The organism is Pseudomonas sp. Pseusp49 (assembly GCF_059491875.1).
In genome coordinates this window covers 4,979,687-5,002,743 of record NZ_CP168514.1, presented here as the reverse complement: position 1 = coordinate 5,002,743, position 23,057 = coordinate 4,979,687, and the positions used below count along the sequence as shown (strand labels likewise).

Here is a 23,057-nt window from a genome sequence, read left to right as displayed (position 1 = left end):
GCACTGAGGGTTAGAGCTTTCGTATGTCCACTTCTTCTTTTTCCGCCGCACACAGCCAGGCCAGTACGCTGTACTTGCCACCTGGTCCGTGGCAGACCGTTGTCGATTGCCTGTGCGAGCATTTCAGCGCCATCGGTCGTGAACAATGGCTGGACAGAATCGCCCGTGGTCGAGTCCTCGATGGGCAGGGCATGCCGATAGCCCTCGATCTGGCCTACAGGGAAGGTTTGCGGATACATTATTTTCGCGAAGTGCCGGATGAAAAGCCGATCCCGGTGATCGAGTCGATTCTGTACGCGGACGAGCATCTGGTGGTGGCCGACAAACCGCACTTTCTGCCGGTGACGCCGGCTGGCGAATACGTCGAACAGACGCTACTCAGGCGCTTGATCCGTCGCCTGGACAATCCGCATCTGGTGCCATTGCATCGCATCGACCGGCATACCGCAGGGCTGGTACTGTTTTCCGCCAATCCGCAGAGTCGTTCGGCTTATCAGTCGTTGTTTCCAACCCGGCAGATCGAAAAGCGCTACGAGGCCATCGCAGCGGCGTTGCCTGAACTTGCTTTCCCGCGGGTTCATAAAAGCCGGCTGGTCGATGGCGAGCCGTTCTTCCGCATGCAGGAAGGGCCTGGGGCCTGCAACACCGAGACGGCGATCGAAGTCAGGGAGAAGCAGGAGAAACTCTGGCGGTATGCTCTTTACCCGGTGACAGGCAAGAAACATCAGCTGCGGGTACACATGGCGGCGTTGGGCGCCGCTATCTGCAACGACCCGTTTTACCCCGAGGTGCTCAAGGATGCGCAGGATGACTACGCCAATCCTTTGAAACTGCTGGCTCAGGGGTTGAGGTTCATCGACCCGGTCACGGGCCAGGCGCGTGAGTTCGAGAGTGAAATCACCCTGCAATGGTGATCCTGAACGGCGCCCCTGAAGTGCTGTTCTTCAGGCATGAAAAAGCCCGCATCAAGCGGGCTTTTCTGTATCCGGCGGCACCCGATTACAGCTCCTTGACGGTACGCACCTGATCTTTGTTGATGCGGGTCTGTTTGCCATCGAGCTGTTCGAATTCGTAGAAGCCGGAATCCTTGTCGAACTCTGGTGTGTCGACGGCCTGGATTTCGCGACCGTCATTCAAGGTGATCACCGTAGGCGACGCGCAACCGGCGAGGGTGGCGAGGCCAAGTGCGAGCATGAAAGTGGCGAGGGTCCGTTGCATCATGAGTGTGTCTCCGAATAAGAATTCTTTGGTTAGTGAACTTGAGACGTGAACCGTCCGCGCAAGTTCCTGATCAATGTCAGTCTGACACAGTGTCATGACCGCTTACATGACCGCTTAATAGTTCCGGCGTATTGAGATTGGCCAGCCGAGGGTCCTTGTCGGGGCATTGCAGCGCGGTCGCGCCGAGCTTGCGCATCAACCGGCCAGGGCTGCGCTCACCCTCGTTCCAGGCCTTTTCAAAGGCTGCCCGGTGCAGCACCGGAATCACACACAACAACGGCTCCCAGTGGTCATCGTGCCGCACCATCAGCGGCTTGTCCGGATTCAGGTTGGCGGTCTCGCGCATGGTGCCGATCAGCGCTGCATCGATGCCCGGAACGTCACAGGGCAGGACCAGCATATGAGTATGGCGAGCGGCTTCCAGGCCCGCCCGAATTCCCGCCAGGGGGCCGGGGAAGTCACCTTCATCGTCGTGGACCAACTGGTCGGCGTAGGGCGCATACTTCTCAAGGTTGCGGTTGCAGGAGATGATCAGGTCATCGGTCAGCGGGCGGGTCTTGCGATGCAAGTGAGCAATCAGCGGTTCGCCGCGCCAGTCCAGCAATCCTTTGTCCCGCCCCCCCATGCGTTGGCCGCGACCGCCCGCCAGGAGCAGAATGGAGCAGGGTGGCAATTGTGAATTCATGGTCATGGCAGGTCTCCATGGGAGCGGCGAAAAAACGGAGCGCTGTGATATAACACCGGGCTGTTTCTCCTACAACTGGACGAGCCTATGAAAGCCAAGGCTGATGTACCTTTCGCACCGCTGAACATTGCAGTGCTGACTGTGAGCGATACCCGCACGCTGGACACCGACACCTCGGGCCAGCTCTTTGTCGACCGCTTGACCGCTGCCGGTCATTACCTGGCTGCCCGGGTGTTGCTCAAAGATGACCTCTACAAAATTCGTGCGCAAGTCGCCAACTGGATTGCCGACGATGTCGTGCAGGTAGTGCTGATCACCGGCGGAACCGGTTTTACCGGGCGTGACAGCACACCGGAAGCCGTCAGCTGCCTGCTGGACAAGCAGGTCGATGGATTCGGTGAGCTGTTCCGCCAGATCTCGGTTGCCGATATCGGTACCTCGACCGTTCAGTCCCGGACGTTGGCCGGCCTGGCCAATGGCACGCTGGTTTGCTGCTTGCCGGGTTCGACCAATGCCGTGCGCACCGGTTGGGACGGCATTCTGGCCGAACAGCTGGATTCGCGACATCGCCCGTGCAATTTCGTGCCTCACCTGAAACAGGCAGCGCCTTGTGAATCCCGTGGGTAAGCCGGGCAAGACCGGCAGCCTGATGCCCGTCGAGGAGGCATTGGCACGCTTGCTGGAAATGGCCGAGGCCACGCGGATTGTCGAGCGTGAACGCTTGCCATTGGCGCAGGTGCAGGGGCGTGTACTGGCTGAAGACCTGCTGTCGACCCTTGATCTGCCGCCCTGGCCCAACAGTGCCATGGACGGGTATGCCTTGCGCCTGGCTGACTGGACGGGAGAGCCGTTGGTGGTCAGCCAGAAGGTGTTTGCCGGCCAGGCCCCCGATCCGTTGCAACCTGGAACCTGTGCACGCATTTTTACCGGCGCGCCTGTACCCGCCGGTGCCGATTGCGTCGAAATGCAGGAAAACGCCGAGGTCCAGGCGGATGAGCGAGTGCGTTTCACGCAAGCCTTGAGCCAGGGCCAGAACATCCGCCCGCAAGGCCAGGAAACAACCGTCGGCGAGTTGATTCTGCCGGCAGGCACGCGCCTGGGGCCGATCGAGCAAGGGCTGGCTGCCTCATTGGGCTGCGCCGAGCTTGAGGTCGTTCGCAAGGTCCGTGTGGCGGTGCTGTCGACCGGCGACGAATTGATTGAACCGGGCCAGCCTCTGGGGCCGGGACAGATCTACAACAGCAACCGCGTGTTGCTGTGCAGCTGGTTGCAGCGTCTGGGCTGTGAGGTCGTCGACGCGGGCATTCTCCCGGACGATCTGCAAACTACTCGTTCCCGATTGGGTGAGTTGAAAGATGTCGACCTGATCCTCTCGACCGGTGGCGTGTCGGTGGGAGAAGCTGATTTTCTGGGTATCGCCTTGCGTGAAGAAGGCGAGTTGACGCTATGGAAACTCGCCATCAAGCCCGGCAAACCTTTGACGTTCGGGCATTTCCGCGGTGTACCCGTGATCGGCTTGCCGGGCAATCCGGCATCGACCCTCGTGACCTTTGCCTTGTTGACCAGGCCCTATCTCCTGCGTCGTCAGGGTGTAAAGGACGTCGAGCCGTTGAAGGTGCAGGTGCCTGCAGGGTTTGACTGGCCCCAGCCTGGCAATCGGCGGGAGTATTTGCGTGGACGGCTGGAAAACGGCAGGGCGACGATCTACAAAAACCAGAGCTCCGGCGTACTGCGCAGCGCTGCCTGGGCTGATGGACTGGTAGAAGTCCTGGAAGGTCGCACGCTGGTTCAGGGCGATAGCGTTTTCTTCATTCCGTTGAGCGAAGTCCTGAGCTGACCGCTTCGGCGGATTGGCCAAGCAAGAGCCCGGTTGATTGAACCGGGTTTTTGCTTGATGGCCATTCAATGTGCCAGGAACAATGAAATGACCTGCTCGAAACGGCTATTGGCGATCCAGCCAAGGAGACCGAGGATCACGACCGTTCCGCAGGCGGAGTAGGCGAGCCTGTGCTTGATGGATTTGACGTCACCGCGGATGTCGTCCAGGTCCCTGCGTATGTGCTTGAGGTGTGTTTCCAGCTCGGTGACGCGAGGTTCCATATCTTTTTCTCCCGTGGCTTTTGTGCTGGCCGGTGATCCAGGGTTTTGACCATGCATGGCACGTCCCTGTGATGTCCTGCGCAAGCCCCAAGGTCTACCAATTCGGATTTCCGGTCAATTGAGCAGATTCCTCACGTTTTGTAAGAAAAATCCCGCCTTGGGGGGATCAAGTTGCCTGACTGGAAATAATTGGTTTTCTGGCGACCTTTAACGGCGCCTGCGCGGTCAACATCTCCCAGATGCCATCCAAACCGGGGAGTGAAGCAATGAGCGATCGCAAGGCACTGTTGATTCTGCATGGCAAACAGGCACTCAACGAGGCGGTTCGCGCCGCCGTCGAAAGCCGGCGTGAGCAAGGCTGGGAGCTGGTTGTTCGATTGACCTGGGAAGCCGGTGATGCGCAGAGACTGGTGGCCGAAGCGTTGGCGGCCGGTTATCGACAGATCATTGCCGGTGGCGGCGATGGCACCTTGCGCGATATCGCCGAGGCCATGGCGGAGCACTCGAAAAAAGCCAGCCTGGTACTGATGCCGCTGGGCACCGCCAACGATTTTGCGCGTGCGGCGGGCGTACCCCTGCAGCCTGATCAGGCGCTGGCCTTACTTGATACCGCGCCGACCGCCATTGATCTGGGGGAAGTCGACGGGCAGATATTCCTGAACATGGCGACTGGTGGGTTTGGCAGCCATGTCACGGCGAACACCCCGGAGGACTTGAAGAAAATCCTCGGCGGTGCGGCGTACCTGTTCACCGGCCTGTCACGCTTCAATGAGCTGCATACCGCCTACGGTGAGTTGCAGGGACCGGATTTCCACTGGAGCGGCGATCTGCTGGCACTGGGTATCGGCAACGGCCGTCAGGCCGGTGGCGGGCGGGAATTGTGCCCACAGGCCCTGGTCGATGATGGTTTGCTCGACATCAGTATCCTGCCGGCACCGCAGGAGGTGGTCGGTACATTGAAAAACCTGCTGACCGAAGGTTTTGGCATCGACAACATGTTTGTCCGTGCGCGCCTGCCCTGGGTCGAGATCAAGGTTTCGGAAGGGTTGTACATCAACCTGGATGGTGAACCGCTGGAAGGGGACAACCTGCGTTTTTCGGTGCGTCCAGCGGCGTTGCTCGTGCATCTGCCTGAGGATTCGCCGCTGCTACGGGCCAGTGAAGTGTCTAGTCATCAAGGCTGATGATGTGTTCACGCACGGCGAACAACACCAGGCCGGCTACATCGTAGATCTGCAAACGCTTCATGATCTGCGAGCGGTGGGTTTCGACGGTCTTGACGCTCAAACCCAGGCCGTTGGCGATCTCTCGGGTGGATTTGCCGCGAACGATCAACCGCAGGATTTCCAGCTGGCGTGCCGTCAGGTTGTGCGAGTCGGCAGGTTCGGGCTGTTGCTTCTGATTTCGGGTCAGGGCCTGGGTGATCACCGTGTGGGCAATGGCCGGGCTCAGATAGCGTTCGTTGTTGCGCAAGGCGTCCAGCGCGTGCTCGAGTTCGGTCGCCGTGGTGTCCTTGAGCAGGTAGCCGTGGGCGCCGGACTCCAGGGCCTGCATGATGAGGGCCGGGTCGGTGTGCATCGACAGGATCAGGACCTTGCTCTGCGGGCGCACCCGCTTGAGCTGTTGCAAGGCTTCGAGGCCGCCGGTCTGGCGCATCGAAATATCCAGCAGGACTATATCCGGGGACAGATGCCCGACCATTTCGAGCAACTGCGAGCCGTCATTGGCCTCACCGATGACGGCGTAGCCGGGCAGGTCCATTACCAGGGCGCGCACGCCAGCCCTGATCAGCGAGTGGTCATCCACCAGTAGTAAATTACAAGTCAATGCATAACCTTATTCGAACTGGCCCGTTCGAGCGCACGGGGCGCCCAGGGAAATAGAGCTTCGATTTGAGTGCCTTTGCCCGGCTCGCTGGTAACGGTCAGCGTGCCGCCCAGTTGATCGATCCGTTCCGACATCCCGGCCATACCCCGTTGCCCTTCGCGACCTGGGTCCGTTGCGGGGGCGAAGCCCTGACCATCATCGCTGATCTGCAATCTCAGGCCTTGGGGCAAGCGCTGCAGGCATATCAGCAGGTTCTTGGCCTGGGCATGTCGCAGGATGTTGGTGACCGCTTCCTGGGTAATGCGAAAAGCCGCCACGGCCATTTCCTCCGGTATGCCGGTCAAGCGTTGCTGGCATTCCAGGCTCCAGTGCACCGGGGTGTTGGCCAGGGTCTTGAGCAGGTGTGCCCGCAGACTGGCTTCCAGCCCGAGGCTGGTCAACTGCCGGGGATTGAGAATGGCGGATACGTCACGAACTTTGGCCAGGGTTTCTTCCAGCGTGTCGCACAGGACCGTGCATTGTCCCTGGAGCTCTTCGGGCATCCGTCGTTTGAGCCAGTCACTTTGCAATTTTGCGGCGGTCAGCAATTGACCGATGTCGTCATGCAGTTCGCGGCTCAGTCGGTGACGCTCGTTTTCCTGGACCTGTAACAGCCGGTCGGCCAGCTCCTGAGGCTGGAATTTGATCGACTTGCGCGAGAGGCAGTACTGCACGGCAACACTGGTCAGCGCTGCAATGTTGAGCACCAGCAATGACAGGGGCAACGGAATGGACAATCCATGGACCAGCAAACTGCCGAGGGTCGAGCAGGCGCATAGCAACAGCGTGAATCTGCGGGCATTTTCCCGGGAGGGCGGCCACTTGGCGATTGACTTGAGGCTGGCGTACATAGCGGATGGAGCCAATGGATGTTCGCTGCGGGCTGACCGGTCATGCTGGCTGACAGGCCCCTGTTTTTTATGTGGAGCGCCGACGAGTTCGACTGCGATCACACAGCCATAAATTGGCGTCAACTAACAGGCGGCATAGTAGCACTTAAGATACCGTTGGTCGCGTCCGTATAGATGTCCGAAAAGACAGGAATCAAGTCGTTTAGACAATGCTTCCCTAATGGAACGCGTTGGCTGTTGCCATCGCAAAATGCCGATAGCCCAAGGGAGTTGCTGTTGATACCAGGCACTACCTGATCAAGGCGGGCGCGCAAATGTCGATCGACAATGGTGGTTGTTTTAAGAATGTCGCTTATAGCTATGAAATACTCATTTGCGACATATGCGCACTCAAGTAACAGCGCGGTACTGATAACCAAACCACGCCATACGGCATCGTTGGATCAGTTCAGGCCCGTCGTTCCGAATAGGGCACGAGGGTGAGTGGCCTGGAATTGACCGGTGGCTGAAACCGGCTTTGCCCGACCTGGAAGGCAAAGGCTTCGATAAGGGTGACCTGCTCGCTGTCGTCGAGGCTGAGCTGCCCGGTGGTCTGGTCGATGAGTTCGAGTTGCCAGGCAATCAGGGTCAGACAGTCTTTCAGGGCGCTCAGCGCCTCGTCGTGCAGGCTCATGGTGTGCTGCGCGTGGTTCAGCAACCCATGAATATGCAGCGAAAACTCAGACACGGCCGCCAACGCCAGGGCATCGGCCTTGTTGGCCAGCTTGAGCAGCGTGCTCAGCATGCAGTCGATGGCGTCCTTGTCATTGCTGATCAACTGCAGATGGCTCAGGCATTCCTCGGTCTTGGCCAGGAGTGTTTCAGCCTCGACGAGAAACTCCGGGAGCCGCTGGGCCCACTCTTTACGGTCGTTCGGCATACTTATCTCCACAACGTCATGTCAAATGAGGGGATAGCGTGTGTGTCGACGAGGGCGTTCGGAACCCCGGCATTGCCGAGTCGTCGGGTGAACGAACGGCGGCTGGCCCGGAGACAGGCTGGGAAACCGAGAAGGTGGTTGGCCACTGGCTTGCGATCGCACACAAAAGCCTGACTCCGTTCATGCAATGAGAATGGCGTCACATTAATGGCTATTGGATATTGCGAATATCAGGTTGCACCTGATTGTTGATAGGGGAATCCCTTACGCAGCGGAACCTTTCGCAAGAACCGGGGTCGCGGCGCAGAAGTGCAGCAGATGTAATCACACCGCCAGTAAAGCATGATGTTAATGTGACATCAATGCCTGTGCGTGGCATTTTAGAGAGGGTCAAGCTTCGGCAAAAACAGCCGATAACCTTCTCTAAGTGAATTCATCCGAACAAGACCAGGAGTCATTGATGGCCGGCATTCTCGACACGGTAGACCAACGCACGCAACTGGTGGGTGAGAATCGCCTGGAAATTCTCATGTTCCGGCTCGCCGGACGGCAATTATTCGCGATCAACGTCTTTAAAGTACAGGAAGTCCTGCAGTTGCCAAAGCTGACGCTGATGCCGCAGCGCCATCCTTTTGTCTGCGGCGTGGTCAATCTGCGCGGCCAGACCCTGCCGGTGATCGACCTGTCCCAGGCCATCGGCATGCGTCCGTTGGTGCCGGGGCCTGGCAGCACGATTATCGTCACCGAATACAACCGTTCAGTTCAGGCCTTCCTGGTTGGTGGCGTGGACCGGATCGTCAATATGAACTGGGAAGCCATCCTGCCGCCACCGAGCAGTGCCGGTCGCCAGCATTATCTGACCGCCATCAGCAAGGTCGATGATCAACTGGTGGAAATCATCGACGTCGAGAAAGTCCTGGCCGAAATCGTCCCGTACAACGCCAAGGTCTCCCGTGACAAGCTCGAAGATCCGGTACTGGAGCGCGCCCGTGGCCGTGAGGTGCTGCTGGTGGATGACTCGAACGTGGCCCTGGCGCAATTGCGCGATACCCTGGGACAGCTGGGCGTGAAGATGCACATCGCCAGCGACGGATTGAAGGCCTTGAACATGCTCAAGGCCTGGGCCGACACCGGCGTGGACATGACCGAGAAACTGCTGATGGTCTTTACCGATGCGGAAATGCCGGAAATGGATGGCTATCGCCTGACCACCGAAATTCGCAACGATCCGCGTCTGCGTGGCTTGTACGTGGTGCTGCACACCTCTTTGTCCGGCAGCTTCAACGATTCGATGGTGAAAAAGGTCGGCTGCGACAATTTCCTCTCCAAATTCCAGCCGGACAAACTCGTCGACGTGGTACGCCAGCGCCTGATGCTTGACGAAGTACCGGCCTGAGCGGGGCCTGCACAACCTGTGGGAGCGGGCTTGCTCGCGAAGGCGGTGTGACAGTTGGCATAGTGATCGACTGACACTCCGCTTTCGCGAGCAAGCCTGCTCCCACAGGGTTTGTGATGTTTGGTTGTCAGTCTTTGATTCGATCATCAAGCTCGTATAGTGTGGCGTTTTGCCTGACAGGGAGCTGGCCATGTTGCGTCTGAGCGCGCTGTATCGTTATCCGTTGAAGTCCGCCAAGGGCGAGACGCTGCAACAGATCGGTCTCGATAAACTGGGTCTGGACGGCGATCGCCGCTGGATGCTGGTGGATGAAGCCAGCGGTCGTTTCCTGACCCAGCGTGCGGTGGCGCAGATGAGCCAGTTGTCGGCGTTGTGGAATGCCGAAGGCGGCTTGACCCTCCGTGCGCCGGGCCATTCGCCGATCGACATTGCCTTGCCTGGTAGCGATGCAGAACTGCGTGGCGTGACGATCTGGCGCGATACTTTGCGGGTCCCCGATGCAGGCGATGCAGCCGCAGCCTGGGTCAGCGAATTTATTGGTAAACCGACACGCCTGGTGCAAGTGCCGCTGGATCGGGCGCGGATGACGGAGGCGGGCTACGGCAAGGATGACGACCAGGTGGCGTTCGCCGATGGCTATCCGCTGTTGCTGATCGGCCAGGCCTCTCTCGAGGACTTGTCGAAACGGGTCGGGCGTCCGTTGGAGATGCTGCGTTTCCGGCCCAACCTGGTGATCGAAGGCAGTGAAGCCTTCGCCGAGGACGGCTGGAAGCGTATCCGCATCGGCGATGTCGAGTTCCGCGTGGTCAAGTCCTGCTCACGTTGCATCCTGACCACCATCGACCCGCAAACCGGCGAGCGCAGCGACGACCGCGAACCCCTGGCAACCTTGCAGAAATACCGTTCGCAGGTGGACGGCGCGATGTTTGGCCAGAACCTGGTCAACGACGGCAACGGTCGACTCGAGGTCGGCATGCCGGTGGAGATCCTCGAATAATTTTGCGCAGAGCAAAAAAATGCCCGTGTCGAAAAACACGGGCATTTTTATTGTGCTGACCTTTATTTCGGCAAAGCCTGCGGGTTTAGCCGCGGTATTCACACAGGTAAGCGGTGTCGACGGCCACTTTCAACTGAAACTTGCTGTTGGCCGGCACGTTGAACTGGCTGCCGGCGGCGAAGGTTTCCCAGTCGTTGCTGTCTGGCAGTTTGACGGTCAATGCGCCGCTGACCACGTGCATGATTTCACGCTGGCTGGTGCCGAATTCGTATTCGCCCGGAGCCATGACGCCGATGGTCGCTGGACCTTCTGCGGTGCCAAAGGCGATCGACTTGACGGTGCCGTCGAAGTACTCGTTGACTTTAAACATGGGCGATTCCTCGAAAAGGGCTAAAAAGGGCCGGCCAGTATGCACAAGGCCCTGAGTGTCGTCACCTGTCTAAAGCGGAAGAACCAGTGGCAGCAGGCGTGCGGTATTGCGCGCATCTTCCAGCGCCCGGTGTTGCTGGCCGGTGAACTGCAGTCCGGCCAGTTGCAGGGCGCCGTTGAGCCCCAGCGGGCGTTCCAGGCGCCTGGCCTTGGCAAAGCGCTGTTTGAGGTTCATGTGGGGCACGTTGGCCAGCACACTGGCGAGCCCCAGTCGCTGCCATTCCTGAAGCAACTGTTTGCGATCGTAGTCGCCCCAGCTGACCCAGCCTTCAAGTCGCGTTTGGTGATGGCCGAGCCAGCGTTCAAACGCCGGCCAGACTTCGCCCAGCGGTTGCGCCGCATCGATGTTGGCTTGGGTGATGTGCGTCAGCTCGCGGCAAAATGGCGTCAGCAACGGCCGCCGCAAGGGGCGGACGAAGCGCTGGAACTGGTCCAGTTCGCGTCCCTTGCGGTCCACCAGGGTGGCGCCGATTTCAATGATTTCCATATCCGTTACGGGCCATCCACCCTCATCGGTGGTGGCCTCCAGATCAATGACCAGCCAATGAGGCATTGCAGGGTTCCTGGTATCCGCGTCCTGTAGGGTTTGAGCGTAGCCAAACCCGGCGGTTCCGCCTAGCGCCTTATTCGACCTCCAACAGTATCTGCCGGTTTTTCACCTGATCCCCGACTTTGACCTGCAAGCGTTTCAGGACACCGTCGATGCCTGATTTCAAGGGGTGCTCCATTTTCATCGCTTCCAGTACCACCAGCAGCTGACCCTTGGTGACCGGGCTGCCTTCATTGACCAGGACGTCGACAATCGCACCGTCCATCGGGGCCTTGAGGGTGCCGCAACTGACACTGGCCCGGCTGGAAACCTGCGCCTGAGTGCGATCGGCAAACTGCAAGCTGCCCGGCCGGCTGAACAGCCAGAGTTGCCCTGCCTCCAGGCGATAGGCGTGGCGCTGGCGGATGCCATCGATTTCGAGGGTGGCCCGGCGTCCGTCGCAGTGGAGGACCTTCAGCTCGAGGCAGCGTTCGGCGACCTGAATGCGCAATGGTTCACCCGGGATTGCCTGCAACGTCACCACCCAGTCCTGATCCTCAAGGCCGATGCGATAGTGCAGGGGCACGCTGGCATTGTTGCGCCAACCGCCCAGCGGGGCGGGATGAGCCTGTGCCGAATCTTGATAGAAGAGGGCGGTTGCGATGGCCAGGTGTTGAGCGTCCGGGGTATGTGACTGCAGACAGGCAGGGTCGGCAAAGTGCTGCGCGATGAACCCGGTACTGAAGTCACCGCTGGCGAACTGCGGGTGCTCCAGCAGGCTTTCGAGCAAACGCTGATTGCATTGCACGCCCAGCAGCACGCTGTCCTGTACCGCTCGCAGCAATTTGCGCCGGGCCTCCTCGCGGGTGGCGCCGTGGGCGATGAGCTTGCCGAGCATCGGGTCGTAGAAGGGACTGATGAGCTGACCTTCGATCAGGCCATGGTCGATCCGCACGCCCTCCTGCAATCCCGGTTCCCAGGCCACGACGCGACCGGTTTGCGGCAGGAAACCCTGGGCCGGGTCTTCGGCATACAGGCGCACTTCCATGGCGTGGCCCGTGAGTTGCACCTGTTCCTGGCGCAAGGGCAGTGGTTGCCCTTCGGCGATGTTCAGTTGCCAGGCCACCAGGTCTAGCCCGGTGATCAATTCGGTCACCGGGTGCTCGACTTGCAGTCGGGTGTTCATCTCCAGGAAATAGAACTGCCCCTGGGCATCCAGCAGAAACTCCACGGTGCCCGCGCCGACGTAATGTACTGCCCGGCCGGCCTTGAGCGCTGCTTCGCCCATGGCCTGCCGCAGTTCAGTCGTCATCACCGGGCAGGGGGCTTCCTCGATGACTTTCTGGTGCCGGCGCTGCACCGAACAATCGCGCTCGCCGAGGTAAATCAAGTTGCCATGCCGGTCACCGAACAGCTGAATCTCGACATGACGGGGTTCGATCAATGCCTGTTCGAGAATCAGTTCGTCGCTGCCAAATCCGTTCAGGGCCTCGGAGCGCGCCGTGCGAATCTGTTCCAGCAGGTTGCCGGCTTCGTGCACCAGGCGCATTCCGCGTCCACCGCCACCCGCGCTGGCCTTGATCATCAAGGGATAGCCGATGCGCTCGGCTTCGCGGCTCAGGGTGGCGTCGTCCTGTTCGGCGCCTTGATAGCCTTTAATGCAGGGCACACCGGCTTCGATCATGGCGATCTTCGACAGGCGCTTGCTGCCCATCAGTTCGATGGCCTCGGGGCTGGGGCCGATGAAGGTGATGCCGGCGTCCTGGCAAGCGCGGGCAAACCCGGCGTTTTCCGAGAGGAAACCGTAGCCCGGATGAATCGCATCCGCGCCCGTACGCCGGGCGGCTTCGAGGATGGCCGGGATGTTCAAATAAGACTGTTGCACCGCGGCCGGACCGATGTTGACCGCCTCGTCGGCCATCTGCACATGCAATGCATCGGCGTCGGCATCGCTGAACACCGCAACCGTGCGATAGCCCAGCGCCTGGGCCGTGCGCTGGATGCGGCAGGCGATTTCACCGCGGTTGGCGATGAGGATTTTCTTGAGTCCGGGCATGGGAGGTGTCTCTCAGGTTGTGCGGTGTTTGTTCGGGCCTCTTCGCGAGCAAGCCCGCTCCCACATTTGAAATGCATTCCAGTGTGGGAGCTGGCTTGCCAGCGAAGCTTTTCAGGAGGCCCAGCCCGGTTTGCGTTTTTGCACGAAGGCCATCGTTCCCTCGACGCCTTCTGCTCCGGTCACCGCTTCGCTGAACCATTCGGCAGCCTGATCCAGCAGGGCATCCGACGGTTGTCCGGCACTCGCCAGCAGAAGTTTCTTGGTCGCCGCATTCGCCCCCGGCGCACAACACAAGACATGGGCCAACACCTCATCGAGACGCTCGGCCAGGGCCTGCGGATCATGCTCGACAAAATGCACCAACCCCATGCGCCGTGCCTGGTGACCATCAAACCGGGCCGCAGTCAGGGCCAGTCGCCGGGTCTCGGTCAGGCCGATGCGCTGGACCACGAATGGCGCGATCTGCGCCGGCAGCAGACCCAGGCTGGTTTCCGGCAGGCCGAATTGCGCCTGGTGATCAGCCAGGGCGATATCGCTGACGCAGGCCAGGCCGAGACCACCGCCGAGTACCGCGCCTTGCAGCACCGTGATCACCACTTGCGGTGCGTGTTGCACCTCTTGCAGCAGTGCGCCGAACACCCGGTTCAGGTCCCGGTGCGCAGTGGGGCCTTGAGCGCGGGCATTGGCCATGTCCTTGATGTCGCCGCCAGCACAGAAGTGCCCGCCGACGCCACCGATCACCAGTGCGCGAACTCCCGGTTTATCGCGTACCGCCGCCAGCACCGCGCGCAACTCGGCGACCATTTGCAAGCTCATCGCATTGCGGCATTCCGGGCGGTTGAGGGTGACGTGCAACACGCCGTTGTGCAGTTCCAGCAGCAGGGTCTGGCAAACCGGCAGGTTGTTCATTTCTTTTTCCCCGGCAGGATGCCCATCAACTTGCAAATGATCCCCAGCATGATTTCGTCGGCGCCGCCGCCTATCGACACCAGCCGCACATCGCGGTAGGCGCGGGCCACCGGGTTGTCCCACATGAAGCCCATGCCACCCCAATATTGCAGGCAGCTGTCGCTGACTTCGCGGCCCAGCCGCCCGGCCTTGAGCTTGGCCATCGAGGCCAGGCGCGTGACGTCCTGGCCTTTGACGTATTGCTCGGTGGCCTGATAGACCAGCGCCCGCAGGCATTCGATCTCGGTTTGCAGCTCAGCGAGACGGAAGTGGATGACCTGATTGTCGATCAGCGCATTACCGAAGGTTTTGCGTTCCTTGCAGTATTCGATGGTGCTGTCGACGCAATACTCCAGGCCCTTGATCATGTTGGCCGCGCCGAACAGGCGCTCCTCCTGGAACTGCAGCATCTGCATCATGAACCCCGCGCCCTCATGGCCGATGCGGTTGCGTTGCGGCACGCGCACGTTGTCGAAAAACACCTGGGCGGTTTCCGAACTGCGCATGCCGAGCTTGTCCAGGTGCGAGCTCAAGCTGATGCCCGGCGTCTTCATCGGCACCATGATCAGCGACTTGTTGATGTGCGGCTTGTCGTCCGACGTATTGGCCAGCAGACAGATGAAGTCGGCGCTCGGCGAGTTGGTGATCCACATCTTGCTGCCGTTGATCACATAGTCGTCGCCGTCCTTGCGCGCGGTGGTTTTCAGCCCGGCGACGTCGGAGCCGGCACCGACTTCGGAAACACCGATGCAGCCGACCTGCTCGCCGCTGATGGCCGGGCGCAGGAATTCCTCGCGCAATTCATCGGAGCCGAACCGGGCCAGTGCCGGGGTGCACATGTCGGTCTGCACGCCGATGGACATCGGGATGCCGCCGCAATGAATGGTGCCGAATTCTTCGGCGGCGACGATCGAATAGCTGTAGTCGAGCCCCATGCCACCGAATTTTTCCGGTTTGGAGATGCCCAGCAAGCCGAGATCGCCGGCCTTGCGGAAGATGTCGTGGATGGGGAAGCGCCCGGCCTTTTCCCATTCCTCGACGTGCGGGTTGATCTCGTGCTCGACGAATTGGCGTACGGTGCGGCGCAGTGCTTCGTGTTCCTGGGTGAAGATCATTTTTATTGTTCTCCTTGAGCCGGCCTAGAGCCGGGCTACGCCAAAACTGTTGGCTTGCAATGGCCGCACCTCGGCCTCGTGACAGATATCCAGCAAGTAACCGAGCAAGGTTCGGGTATCGCGCGGGTCGATCAAACCGTCGTCCCACAGATTGGCGCTGCCGTAGAGCGCCGTGGACTGGCTGTCGAGTTTCTGCGCGGTGACTTGTTCCAGCATGTCGAGCATCTTCGGATCGGGCACCAGGCCGTCCTTGGCCTGTTTGGCCTCGGTGACGATGCGCAGTACCTTGCCGGCTTGCGCGCCGCCCATCACGGCGGTGCGGCTGTTGGGCCAGGCGAAGATGAAACGCGGGTCGAGACCGCGTCCGCACATTGCATAGTTGCCGGCACCGTAGGAGCCGCCAACGACTATGGTCAGCTTCGGCACTCGGGCGTTGGCCACCGCTTGAATCATCTTCGCGCCGTGTTTGATCACGCCCTGCTGTTCGGATTCGGTGCCGACCATGAACCCGGTGGTGTTGTGGAAAAACAGCAGCGGCGTCTGGCTCTGGTCGCACAGCTGAATGAATTGCGCAGCCTTGCTCGCGCCCTTGGGCGTGATCGGGCCGTTGTTGCCGATGAAGCCACAGGCGCGGCCCTGAATTTTCAGGTGACCGCAGACGGTCTGCTGATCGAACTCGCCCTTGAACTCAAGAAAGTTCGAAGCGTCGGCAAGCCTGGCGATGATTTCGCGTACGTCGTAGGGTTTTTTCGGGTCATCCGGGATCAGGCCGAGCAGTTCGTCGATAGGGTACAGCGGCTCCTCCCAGCGTCGTTCGGGCGGTTTGGGCAACTGCTCGTTCCACGGCAGCAGGCTGACGATCTCGCGTACCTGTCGCACTCCGTCGGCGTCGTTTTCAGCCAGGTATTCGGCGGTGCCGGCGATTTGTGCGTGCATCTCGGCGCCGCCCAGCTCTTCATCGGTCGCGACTTCGCCGGTGGCGGCCTTGAGCAGGGGCGGCCCGGCGAGAAACAGCTTGGCCTTGCCGCGCACCACCACCACGTAATCCGACAAACCCGGCTGATAGGCACCGCCCGCCGTGGCCGAGCCGTGCACCACAGTCACCTGGGGCAAACCCATGGCCGACATCCGCGCCTGATTGGCAAAGCTGCGCGCGCCTTCGACGAAAATCTCTGCCGCGTAATTGAGATTGGCGCCGCCGCTTTCGGCGAGGGTGATCACCGGCAGTTTGTTTTCCATGGCGATCTGTTGCAGGCGCAGGGATTTCTTCAAGCCGCTGGGGGAGATAGTCCCGCCCCTGATCGCGCTGTTGTTCGCCACCACCAGCACACGCACGCCAGACACATAGCCGATGCCGGCAATCAGGCCGCCACCGGCAGAGCTGCCGTCCTTGTCGTCGTGCAGCTTGTAGCCGGCCAGGCTCGCCAGTTCGAGAAACGGCGCGCCAGGGTCCAGCAGCAGATTGAGGCGTTCGCGGGGCAATAACTGACCGCGTTTTTCGAACCTGGGTTTGGCTTCGGCGGCCTTGTCCAGCAGGTTCTGTTCGAGCACGCGGATTTGTTCGATGGCGCTCAGCATCGCCGTACGGTTCTGGGCGAACGGTTCGCTGTGGGGATCGAGTTGCGACTGGATCACCGGCATGGGTTATTCCTTATCCTTCAACACGTCGGGAATGTAGGCGCGGTGGAAACCGTTGTACGACTCACTGTTGGTCGCTTTATGGATCGGCCAGGCACGCCCGCCGAGGCTGGCGGCGCCGTCGATGCGCAGGGTGCTGCCGCTGACGAACGCCGCTGCCGGGCTGAGCAGGAAAACGATCGCCGCGCTGACTTCCGATTCGGTGCCGATGCGCTTGAGCGGTACGTGTTCGCGCAGGGTCGGGATCACGGCCTTGAAGGCGCCTTCGTAGGTATCCATGCCGCTGGAGGCAACCCAGCCCGGCGCCACGGCGTTGACCCGCACGCCGGCATGACCCCATTCGTACGCGGCGGTCTTGGTCAGGTTGTCCATGCCCGAACGTGCCGCGCCGGAGTGGCCCATGCCGGGCATGCCGCCCCACATGTCGGCGAGCATGTTGACGATGGCGCCGCCGTGCTGGCTCATGGACTGGTTGAACACTTCCCGGGCCATCAGGAAGCCGCCCACCAGATTGGTGCGCATAACGGTTTCGAAACCCTTCTGGTTGATCGAGGACAACGGCGACGGGTACTGCCCGCCGGCATTGTTGACCAGGCCATGGATCGGACCGTGCTTGCGAATCAGTTCGCTGACCAGGTGCTGCACCGATTCTTCCTCGCGGATATCGCAAACGGCCCAGTCGGCCTTGCCACCGTCTTCGGCGATTTCCGCTGCAACGGTTTTGAGCTTGTCGGCCTTGCGCCCGACCAGCAGCACATGGGCGCCGAGGGCCGCCAGTTCGTGGGCGGTGCAGCGGCCGCTGCCGCTGCCGCCACCGGTGACGATGATGTTTTGGCCGGCAAACAAATCGGCTTTGAAAATCGAATCGTAGGCCATGGCGACAATCCTCTAGTTGAACTGGTCGGCGATGCGCTGCGGCACCGGGATCTGGATTTCCAGCAGTTGCTGGGCGAAGGCTTTGCCCTGCGGGTCGATGCGCAGGCTGGCGACACCGCCGCCGCCGAGGGCGTTTTCCAGCAGGAAATTCAGGCTGTGGCTGGCGGGCAAGTACCAGCGTTCGACCCGCCCGTGAATGGGATCGAGGACGTGGCCCATCCAGTCGACGATCACTTCCGGGGTCAGGGCTTCGGCGATCCATGGCAGGAATTCGGGATCGCGGGCCATGACGCCGATGTTGCTGTGGTTGCCTTTGTCGCCGGAGCGGGCGACCGCCAGCTTGACCAGGGCCACGCTGGCGTCGGCCTGGCCGGTCGGCTTTGGTGCAACGAACGGGGCTGGCAGGTCCAGCGGGTCGAGCGTATCGAGGGCGGGCAGGGCACAGGGGTGGAGCCGGCCCATGAAATCAATGTCCAGCGTGCAGGCGGTTTTGTCGATGAGGAACGAGAACAGTCGGATCAGCGGATACACCGTCGGCCGGCCACCGACAATGCCGGTCAGCCCCGGCGCCATGCCGGTGGCCGCCTGGGCAATCTCCCGGGAAAACAGGATCAAGGCCTGCTTGTCCGGATGGCGCACGGCGAGTTTGATCACCACCTCGCGGCTGTCCTGCCGCTGGCCGTGGGGGCCATAGGTGGCCTCGCTGCCCAGCAACTCGATATTCACATCGCTGTACGGTGCCCAGCCGCGCTGGCTGAACATTTCCGAGGTCTTGTCGATGATCGCCGCGCTGACTCGGCGCGCCTTGTCGACGGCATCGATGCCGGCAATCAGGCAACTGGCGGTACAGCGGAAACCATCGGGATACGTGGCGCTGACCTTGTATTGAGCCGTCGGCGGCAGGCCTTTGGCGCCGTGCACCTGCACCGCGTTCTTGCCTTGTTGCAGCAGTTTGACCTGAGTGAAGTCGCACACCACGTCGGGCAGCAGATACGCGCGCGGATCACCGATTTCATACAGCATCTGTTCGCCCACCGTCAGCGGTGTGACCAGCCCGCCGGTACCTTGCGGTTTGCTGATGATGAACTGGCTGTCGGCGCTGACTTCGACGATGGGAAAACCGATGTGTTCGTAGTCGGGCACGTCGCGCCAATCGGTGAAGTTGCCGCCCGTGCACTGGGCGCCGCATTCGATGATGTGCCCGGCCAATGCGGCCTGCGCGAGCTTGTCGTAGTCGTGCCACGACCAGCCGAACTCATGCACCAGCGCAGCGCTGACCACGGCACTGTCGACCACGCGCCCGGTGATCACGATGTCCGCGTCCAGACGCAGGGCTTCGACAATGCCGGGTGCGCCGAGGTAGGCATTGGTCGAGACGCACCTCGATGGCAGGGGCGCACCGCTGAACATTTCATGAATGCCTTGGCTGCCCAGCTGTTTGAATTGCGGTTGCAAGTCATCACCCAGCAGCACGGCGATTTTCAACGCCACCCCGGCCTTGTCACAGGCCGCTTGCAGGGCGGCGGCGCAGGCTTGGGGATTGACCCCGCCGGCATTGCTGATGACCCGGATGTTGTGCTGCGCGAGCTGCGGCAGCAAGGGCGCGAGCACTTCGATGAAGTCGCCCGCATACCCGGCCTGGGGATCTTTCATCCGTGCGCCGGCCATGATCGACAGGGTGATCTCGGCCAGGTAATCGAAGACCAGATAGTCCAGATGCCCGTGTTCCACGAGTTGCGCGGCAGCGGTCGAGGTATCGCCCCAGAAGGCGCTGGCGCAACCGATGCGAATTGATTTTGGCGCAGTCCGTTCCATAGGCACCTCCAACTCAAGTGCGTCGACATTACCAAGCAAGCGCTTGGTTTGTAAATGACCGGGTTATCTTCTGCCAAGCGCTTGCTTGGTTGCATCCATGAGCTTAAATTGCCCGCGCAACCCCGTTGTTTTCGGGGTGATCGGCGTTATCGATTGATCGACTGTAGGAGAGAACGGGTGGACGAGCAAAAAGCCCTGAGGGTCATGCGTGAATTGGTGGACGACGGCCAATTGACCGACCCGGACAGCGCCCGTGGCAAGCTGCTGCAAGTGGCGGCCCACCTGTTCCGTAACAAAGGCTATGAGCGCACCACCGTGCGCGATCTGGCGGGTGCCGTGGGCATTCAGTCCGGGAGTATTTTCCACCACTTCAAAAGCAAGGACGAAATCCTGCGCGCCGTGATGGAGGAAACCATCCGCTACAACACCGCGTTGATGCGTGCGGCCATCGCCGAGGCCGGCAATGTGCGCGAACGGGTGCTGGCGCTGATCCGCTGTGAATTGCAGTCGATCATGGGCGGCAGCGGCGAGGCCATGGCCGTGCTGGTCTACGAATGGCGCTCGCTGTCCGAAGAGGGCCAGGCCAAGGTCCTGGCACTGCGCGAAATCTACGAAGACATCTGGCTGCAGGTACTGGGCGAAGCCAAGAGCGCCGGGTTTATCCGCGGCGATGTGTTCATTACCCGCCGCTTCCTGACCGGCGCATTGTCCTGGACCACCACCTGGTTTCGCGCCGGCGGTAGCATGAGCCTTGATCAGTTGGCCGATGAAGCGTTGATTCTGGTGCTGGAAGACCGGCAATAAACTTGTGTTGGCCAGCATTAAACTGGCTAACTTGACGAAAACGCCTAGCTTGAAGTCATCGATGCCGTTTTATTGGGGAGTGAGCTTGTTTTGAGGGGGTCGCCAATTCGGACAGCTTCGCGGCTTTTGCTCGCGACGCTTGCGGTGTTTACGATGCTGCCATCCCAGGCTGCGCAACTGGTGCGCATTGGTGCCGCGCATTTTCCGCCCTACACCGTGCGCCCGGAATCCGGCGCCGATACCGGGTTGCTGCCGCAGCTGGTCGAGGCCCTGAACGCCGCGCAAAGTGACTATCAGTTTGTCCTGGTGCCCACGTCCATTCCACGGCGTTTCGGTGACTTGAAGCAGGGCCGGGTCGACATGGCCATCTTCGAAAATCCGGCCTGGGGTTGGGAAGACATTCCCCATACCGCCGTCGACATGGGGCTGGAAGACGCCGAGATTTTTGTCGCGCAACGCCTGCCCGATCGGCAGCAAAGCTATTTTGCCGACCTGAGCGGCAAGCGCCTGGCACTCTTCAGCGGTTATCACTACGAGTTTGCCAACTTCAATGCCGAGCCCCAGTACCTGCAAAAAAACTACAACGCCACGCTGACCTATTCCCATGACAGCAATCTGCTGATGGTGTTACGCGGTCGCGCCGACATCGCCCTGGTCACGCGTTCTTATCTGAACGATTATTTTTTGCGCAATCCGAATGTCGCCAAGGAGTTGTTGGCATCCGATCGCATCGATCAGGTCTATCACCATTACGCCATCCTGCGCCCGGCGGCCCCCATCAGCGGCGAAGCCTTTGGCAAGTTGTTGCAGGGCTTGCGCGACAGTGGCCAGATGCTGAGGATTTTCGATCCGTACAAGATTGCGGTGGTGCCGGTCCCGCACAACGAACCGCTACCTCACGTCGTCAATTGACGTTCTTTTCCTAAATTTCCCGCCGTGGCTGACGTCACCTCGTTGAACTGTCGACGATTATCGTGAGCCCGCCCCATGTCCAATCTCAATGACCTGACTGCCCTGTGCCTGCCGACCGGCAGTCGTCTTGCCGCTGATGAAACGCAAGGCCGCCTGAGCCTCAGCCTGGAAGGCCAGCCTTTGCTCACCCTGCGGCTCAATCCTGGCCCCGAGTTGCACGCGCAATTGCTGGAGCGCTTCAGTCACCCCGAAGGGCAAGCGATATGGGCGGCCTGTTACTGGCTGTTCGCTCGCAACCCCGACTGTCAGCGCCTGGTCTGGCAACTGCAAGAGGTGCCGCACGAAGCCGTGCTCAGTGGTTTGCTGATTCCGACTTCCGTCAACGGCCAGTATTGCTGCGAGCGCACCTTGTTCTGGCAGTTGCCGCAGCCATGGCTGGGGTATTCCCTGACCGGCAGCTACCCACAGCAAATGGTCATCACCGGCGGCAAGCGTCACCCACTGCGAGCGGTGAAACCCCGTGGTGAGGTGTATCGACGATTCGATGCGCGGCTGGGCGCCTGGGTTTCCCTGCGTACCCTGGAAATCGAGCAAGACCTGGCGCGTTTCAATCGTTGGCAGAACAGTCCGCGCGTCGCCAGCTTCTGGCAGGAGCAGGGCAGTCTCGAACAGCATCGCCAATACCTGAGCAAACTCGAGGCCGATCCGCACACCCTGACGCTGATCGGGTGTTTCGACGATCAGCCGTTCGCTTACTTCGAAGCCTATTGGGCCAAGGAAGATCGCATCGCACCCTTCTATGATGCCGACGATTACGACCGTGGCATTCACATGCTGGTGGGGGAGGAAAACCATCGCGGTCCGCACAAAGTGGCGAGCTGGTTATCGGCGCTGGTGCATTACCTGTTTCTCGATGATCCACGCACGCAGCGCGTAGTGGCGGAGCCGCGTGCCGATAACGCGAAGATGATCGGGTATATGCACAACCAGTGCTTTCACTGCGAGAAGGAGTTCGACTTCCCGCACAAACGCGCGGCCTTGATGGTATTGGGGCGTGAGCGGTTTTTCGATCGGTGCAGTCTGGCCTGAAAAAAAGATCGCAGCCTTCGGCAGCTCCTACGGGGGGAACGTAATTCCATGTAGGAGCTGCCGAAGGCTGCGATCTTTTAGAGCGGACAACACAAATTCAACGATGGGAAAAACTGTCCGCCCGATTCCCCGACACCTTGCGGCAGTGCACCAGCGCATCGCGAATCATGAAGTTCACCAGGGTCGGCGAGACGCCGAGTTCCTTGGCGATGTCTTTTTGCGGTACGCCGTGCAGGCGATACATCTCGAAGGCGTAGCGGGTGCGGCTCGGCAATTCGGTCAACGCATCGGCAATGTGCTCCAGCGTCGAGAAATTGATGTGCGAGGTTTCCGGTGACGCACCCTGGATCACCACATTCAGCCCTTCCTCTTCAGGGCCGGAATACTTCTGCTCCAGCGCCTGCTTGCGGTAGTGGTCGATCGCCAGGTTGCGCACGATCTGGAACAGGTAGCTGAGCTGGGCCTTGATCGAACTGGTGATGGGCGGGGCCGATTGCAACCGGAAGAACGCGTCCTGCACAACATCTTCGGCACGTGAGCGGCAACCGGTAATACGGGCTGCGATCTTCACCAGAATCAGTCGATTATCGACGAATGCCTGAAGTAGCGGTGTATCGCACCTGCTTGTGGATACTGGTTCCATCATGGAAATCACCTTGCTGCAAAAGGTTAGTGGGACGGGGATAAACCGGGGGGCCGTCCTGCACAATCGAGCGACAAATTAGGCTTAATGATAATGATTGTCAAATGAGAAAAAGAATTGATGCGCGGCAATGGGGCAGAGTGCGAACTGCGACACATTGACGCCCCC

At 60.5% G+C, this 23,057-nt stretch carries 24 protein-coding genes; 9 read left to right on the top strand and 15 right to left on the bottom strand.

Annotated elements, in window-relative coordinates; all coding sequences use genetic code 11:
* The first annotated feature begins 23 nt into the window (after positions 1-23).
* The gene (locus tag ACEN83_RS22130; protein WP_218482891.1) at positions 24-914 is read left to right on the top strand and encodes a pseudouridine synthase; all 891 of its coding nucleotides are present in this window, start codon (positions 24-26) and stop codon (positions 912-914) included.
* A gap of 85 nt (positions 915-999) precedes the next feature.
* On the opposite strand, the gene ACEN83_RS22125 is transcribed toward ACEN83_RS22130, so the two are convergent.
* Both ACEN83_RS22125 and mobA read right to left on the bottom strand, forming a co-directional pair.
* Positions 1,000-1,221, bottom strand: coding sequence for a YgdI/YgdR family lipoprotein (locus tag ACEN83_RS22125; RefSeq protein ID WP_007973479.1), 222 nt, complete (start codon positions 1,219-1,221; stop codon positions 1,000-1,002).
* Positions 1,222-1,297: 76 nt separating this feature from the next.
* Positions 1,298-1,912 (bottom strand): molybdenum cofactor guanylyltransferase MobA, encoded by a 615-nt coding sequence (gene mobA, locus ACEN83_RS22120; RefSeq protein WP_007973477.1) that lies wholly within the window; start codon positions 1,910-1,912, stop codon positions 1,298-1,300.
* An 81-nt stretch (positions 1,913-1,993) separates the two neighbouring features.
* On the opposite strand from mobA, the gene moaB reads away from it, so the two are divergent.
* Together moaB and ACEN83_RS22110 are read left to right on the top strand one after the other, a co-directional pair.
* Entirely contained in the window at positions 1,994-2,533 is a 540-nt protein-coding gene (gene moaB / locus ACEN83_RS22115) for a molybdenum cofactor biosynthesis protein B (protein WP_007973474.1), read from the top strand.
* A 22-nt stretch (positions 2,534-2,555) separates the two neighbouring features.
* On the top strand, positions 2,556-3,743 hold the full coding sequence (locus tag ACEN83_RS22110) for a molybdopterin molybdotransferase MoeA (RefSeq protein ID WP_495580903.1): 1,188 nt from the start codon (positions 2,556-2,558) through the stop codon (positions 3,741-3,743).
* Between the two features lie 65 nt (positions 3,744-3,808).
* On the opposite strand, the gene ACEN83_RS22105 is transcribed toward ACEN83_RS22110, so the two are convergent.
* On the bottom strand, positions 3,809-4,063 hold the full coding sequence (locus tag ACEN83_RS22105; RefSeq protein ID WP_495578448.1) for a hypothetical protein: 255 nt from the start codon (positions 4,061-4,063) through the stop codon (positions 3,809-3,811).
* Positions 4,064-4,272: 209 nt separating this feature from the next.
* Here ACEN83_RS22105 and yegS point away from each other — a divergent pair, with 209 nt between their 5' ends.
* Positions 4,273-5,190, top strand: a complete 918-nt coding sequence (yegS, locus tag ACEN83_RS22100) for a lipid kinase YegS (RefSeq protein WP_495578447.1) — start codon at positions 4,273-4,275, stop codon at positions 5,188-5,190.
* Here the strand turns inward: yegS and ACEN83_RS22095 are convergent.
* The 3 genes from ACEN83_RS22095 to ACEN83_RS22085 all read right to left on the bottom strand — a co-directional run bounded on the left by ACEN83_RS22095 (position 5,174) and on the right by ACEN83_RS22085 (position 7,642).
* Positions 5,174-5,833, bottom strand: coding sequence for a response regulator (locus ACEN83_RS22095; RefSeq protein ID WP_495578446.1), 660 nt, complete (start codon positions 5,831-5,833; stop codon positions 5,174-5,176). The genes yegS and ACEN83_RS22095 overlap by 17 nt on opposite strands.
* Entirely contained in the window at positions 5,830-6,723 is an 894-nt protein-coding gene (locus ACEN83_RS22090) for a sensor histidine kinase (protein ID WP_495580902.1), read from the bottom strand. Before ACEN83_RS22090 ends, ACEN83_RS22095 begins: the two co-directional genes overlap by 4 nt.
* Before the next feature lie 448 nt (positions 6,724-7,171).
* The gene (locus tag ACEN83_RS22085; RefSeq protein WP_116580094.1) at positions 7,172-7,642 is read right to left on the bottom strand and encodes a hypothetical protein; all 471 of its coding nucleotides are present in this window, start codon (positions 7,640-7,642) and stop codon (positions 7,172-7,174) included.
* A gap of 460 nt (positions 7,643-8,102) precedes the next feature.
* Between ACEN83_RS22085 and ACEN83_RS22080 the strand changes: the two genes are divergently transcribed.
* Together ACEN83_RS22080 and ACEN83_RS22075 are read left to right on the top strand one after the other, a co-directional pair.
* Positions 8,103-9,038 carry a chemotaxis protein CheV gene (locus ACEN83_RS22080; protein WP_007973464.1) on the top strand — a complete coding sequence of 312 codons (936 nt, stop codon included), beginning with the start codon at positions 8,103-8,105 and terminating at the stop codon, positions 9,036-9,038.
* 190 nt (positions 9,039-9,228) lie between these two features.
* Positions 9,229-10,035, top strand: a complete 807-nt coding sequence (locus ACEN83_RS22075; protein ID WP_495578445.1) for an MOSC domain-containing protein — start codon at positions 9,229-9,231, stop codon at positions 10,033-10,035.
* Positions 10,036-10,120: 85 nt separating this feature from the next.
* Here the strand turns inward: ACEN83_RS22075 and ppnP are convergent, their stop codons facing one another.
* From ppnP to ACEN83_RS22035, 8 genes are all read right to left on the bottom strand, one after another.
* Positions 10,121-10,405 (bottom strand): pyrimidine/purine nucleoside phosphorylase, encoded by a 285-nt coding sequence (gene ppnP / locus ACEN83_RS22070; RefSeq protein ID WP_007973461.1) that lies wholly within the window; start codon positions 10,403-10,405, stop codon positions 10,121-10,123.
* A 69-nt stretch (positions 10,406-10,474) separates the two neighbouring features.
* Positions 10,475-11,017, bottom strand: a complete 543-nt coding sequence (locus tag ACEN83_RS22065) for a 3'-5' exonuclease (RefSeq protein ID WP_495578444.1) — start codon at positions 11,015-11,017, stop codon at positions 10,475-10,477.
* Positions 11,018-11,087: 70 nt separating this feature from the next.
* Entirely contained in the window at positions 11,088-13,049 is a 1,962-nt protein-coding gene (locus tag ACEN83_RS22060) for an acetyl/propionyl/methylcrotonyl-CoA carboxylase subunit alpha (RefSeq protein WP_495578443.1), read from the bottom strand.
* A gap of 111 nt (positions 13,050-13,160) precedes the next feature.
* The gene (locus ACEN83_RS22055) at positions 13,161-13,958 is read right to left on the bottom strand and encodes an enoyl-CoA hydratase/isomerase family protein (protein WP_495578442.1); all 798 of its coding nucleotides are present in this window, start codon (positions 13,956-13,958) and stop codon (positions 13,161-13,163) included.
* The gene (gene atuD / locus ACEN83_RS22050) at positions 13,955-15,112 is read right to left on the bottom strand and encodes a citronellyl-CoA dehydrogenase (RefSeq protein WP_007973453.1); all 1,158 of its coding nucleotides are present in this window, start codon (positions 15,110-15,112) and stop codon (positions 13,955-13,957) included. The genes ACEN83_RS22055 and atuD overlap by 4 nt, the downstream gene beginning before the upstream one ends.
* A 24-nt stretch (positions 15,113-15,136) precedes the next feature.
* The gene (atuC, locus tag ACEN83_RS22045; protein WP_495578441.1) at positions 15,137-16,753 is read right to left on the bottom strand and encodes a geranyl-CoA carboxylase subunit beta; all 1,617 of its coding nucleotides are present in this window, start codon (positions 16,751-16,753) and stop codon (positions 15,137-15,139) included.
* Between the two features lie 3 nt (positions 16,754-16,756).
* Complete coding sequence (locus ACEN83_RS22040) at positions 16,757-17,626, bottom strand: SDR family oxidoreductase (RefSeq protein WP_495578440.1); 870 nt, start codon at positions 17,624-17,626, stop codon at positions 16,757-16,759.
* A gap of 12 nt (positions 17,627-17,638) precedes the next feature.
* Positions 17,639-19,441 (bottom strand): acyclic terpene utilization AtuA family protein, encoded by a 1,803-nt coding sequence (locus tag ACEN83_RS22035; RefSeq protein WP_495578439.1) that lies wholly within the window; start codon positions 19,439-19,441, stop codon positions 17,639-17,641.
* A 177-nt stretch (positions 19,442-19,618) separates the two neighbouring features.
* Between ACEN83_RS22035 and ACEN83_RS22030 the strand changes: the two genes are divergently transcribed.
* The 3 genes from ACEN83_RS22030 (at position 19,619) to ACEN83_RS22020 (ending at position 22,246) form a co-directional block, all read left to right on the top strand.
* Positions 19,619-20,245 (top strand): TetR/AcrR family transcriptional regulator, encoded by a 627-nt coding sequence (locus ACEN83_RS22030; RefSeq protein ID WP_007973446.1) that lies wholly within the window; start codon positions 19,619-19,621, stop codon positions 20,243-20,245.
* Between the two features lie 153 nt (positions 20,246-20,398).
* On the top strand, positions 20,399-21,157 hold the full coding sequence (locus ACEN83_RS22025) for a substrate-binding periplasmic protein (RefSeq protein WP_495578438.1): 759 nt from the start codon (positions 20,399-20,401) through the stop codon (positions 21,155-21,157).
* Positions 21,158-21,232: 75 nt separating this feature from the next.
* The gene (locus ACEN83_RS22020; protein ID WP_495578437.1) at positions 21,233-22,246 is read left to right on the top strand and encodes a GNAT family N-acetyltransferase; all 1,014 of its coding nucleotides are present in this window, start codon (positions 21,233-21,235) and stop codon (positions 22,244-22,246) included.
* Between the two features lie 97 nt (positions 22,247-22,343).
* Here the strand turns inward: ACEN83_RS22020 and ACEN83_RS22015 are convergent, their stop codons facing one another.
* Positions 22,344-22,892 (bottom strand): RNA polymerase factor sigma-70, encoded by a 549-nt coding sequence (locus ACEN83_RS22015; RefSeq protein WP_102700836.1) that lies wholly within the window; start codon positions 22,890-22,892, stop codon positions 22,344-22,346.
* Between the last annotated feature and the right edge of the window lie 165 nt (positions 22,893-23,057).

What these genes read in the sequence shown, in the direction of transcription:
- ACEN83_RS22130 (WP_218482891.1), top strand. Translation starts at nt 24, where the DNA reads ATGTCCACTTCTTCTTTTTCCGCCGCACACAGCCAGGCCAGTACGCTG.
- ACEN83_RS22125 (WP_007973479.1), bottom strand. Translation starts at nt 1,221, where the DNA reads ATGATGCAACGGACCCTCGCCACTTTCATGCTCGCACTTGGCCTCGCC.
- mobA (WP_007973477.1), bottom strand. Translation starts at nt 1,912, where the DNA reads ATGACCATGAATTCACAATTGCCACCCTGCTCCATTCTGCTCCTGGCG.
- moaB (WP_007973474.1), top strand. Translation starts at nt 1,994, where the DNA reads ATGAAAGCCAAGGCTGATGTACCTTTCGCACCGCTGAACATTGCAGTG.
- ACEN83_RS22110 (WP_495580903.1), top strand. Translation starts at nt 2,556, where the DNA reads ATGCCCGTCGAGGAGGCATTGGCACGCTTGCTGGAAATGGCCGAGGCC.
- ACEN83_RS22105 (WP_495578448.1), bottom strand. Translation starts at nt 4,063, where the DNA reads ATGCATGGTCAAAACCCTGGATCACCGGCCAGCACAAAAGCCACGGGA.
- yegS (WP_495578447.1), top strand. Translation starts at nt 4,273, where the DNA reads ATGAGCGATCGCAAGGCACTGTTGATTCTGCATGGCAAACAGGCACTC.
- ACEN83_RS22090 (WP_495580902.1), bottom strand. Translation starts at nt 6,723, where the DNA reads ATGTACGCCAGCCTCAAGTCAATCGCCAAGTGGCCGCCCTCCCGGGAA.
- ACEN83_RS22085 (WP_116580094.1), bottom strand. Translation starts at nt 7,642, where the DNA reads ATGCCGAACGACCGTAAAGAGTGGGCCCAGCGGCTCCCGGAGTTTCTC.
- ACEN83_RS22080 (WP_007973464.1), top strand. Translation starts at nt 8,103, where the DNA reads ATGGCCGGCATTCTCGACACGGTAGACCAACGCACGCAACTGGTGGGT.
- ACEN83_RS22075 (WP_495578445.1), top strand. Translation starts at nt 9,229, where the DNA reads ATGTTGCGTCTGAGCGCGCTGTATCGTTATCCGTTGAAGTCCGCCAAG.
- ppnP (WP_007973461.1), bottom strand. Translation starts at nt 10,405, where the DNA reads ATGTTTAAAGTCAACGAGTACTTCGACGGCACCGTCAAGTCGATCGCC.
- ACEN83_RS22065 (WP_495578444.1), bottom strand. Translation starts at nt 11,017, where the DNA reads ATGCCTCATTGGCTGGTCATTGATCTGGAGGCCACCACCGATGAGGGT.
- ACEN83_RS22060 (WP_495578443.1), bottom strand. Translation starts at nt 13,049, where the DNA reads ATGCCCGGACTCAAGAAAATCCTCATCGCCAACCGCGGTGAAATCGCC.
- ACEN83_RS22055 (WP_495578442.1), bottom strand. Translation starts at nt 13,958, where the DNA reads ATGAACAACCTGCCGGTTTGCCAGACCCTGCTGCTGGAACTGCACAAC.
- atuD (WP_007973453.1), bottom strand. Translation starts at nt 15,112, where the DNA reads ATGATCTTCACCCAGGAACACGAAGCACTGCGCCGCACCGTACGCCAA.
- atuC (WP_495578441.1), bottom strand. Translation starts at nt 16,753, where the DNA reads ATGCCGGTGATCCAGTCGCAACTCGATCCCCACAGCGAACCGTTCGCC.
- ACEN83_RS22040 (WP_495578440.1), bottom strand. Translation starts at nt 17,626, where the DNA reads ATGGCCTACGATTCGATTTTCAAAGCCGATTTGTTTGCCGGCCAAAAC.
- ACEN83_RS22035 (WP_495578439.1), bottom strand. Translation starts at nt 19,441, where the DNA reads ATGGAACGGACTGCGCCAAAATCAATTCGCATCGGTTGCGCCAGCGCC.
- ACEN83_RS22025 (WP_495578438.1), top strand. Translation starts at nt 20,399, where the DNA reads ATGCTGCCATCCCAGGCTGCGCAACTGGTGCGCATTGGTGCCGCGCAT.
- ACEN83_RS22020 (WP_495578437.1), top strand. Translation starts at nt 21,233, where the DNA reads ATGTCCAATCTCAATGACCTGACTGCCCTGTGCCTGCCGACCGGCAGT.
- ACEN83_RS22015 (WP_102700836.1), bottom strand. Translation starts at nt 22,892, where the DNA reads ATGATGGAACCAGTATCCACAAGCAGGTGCGATACACCGCTACTTCAG.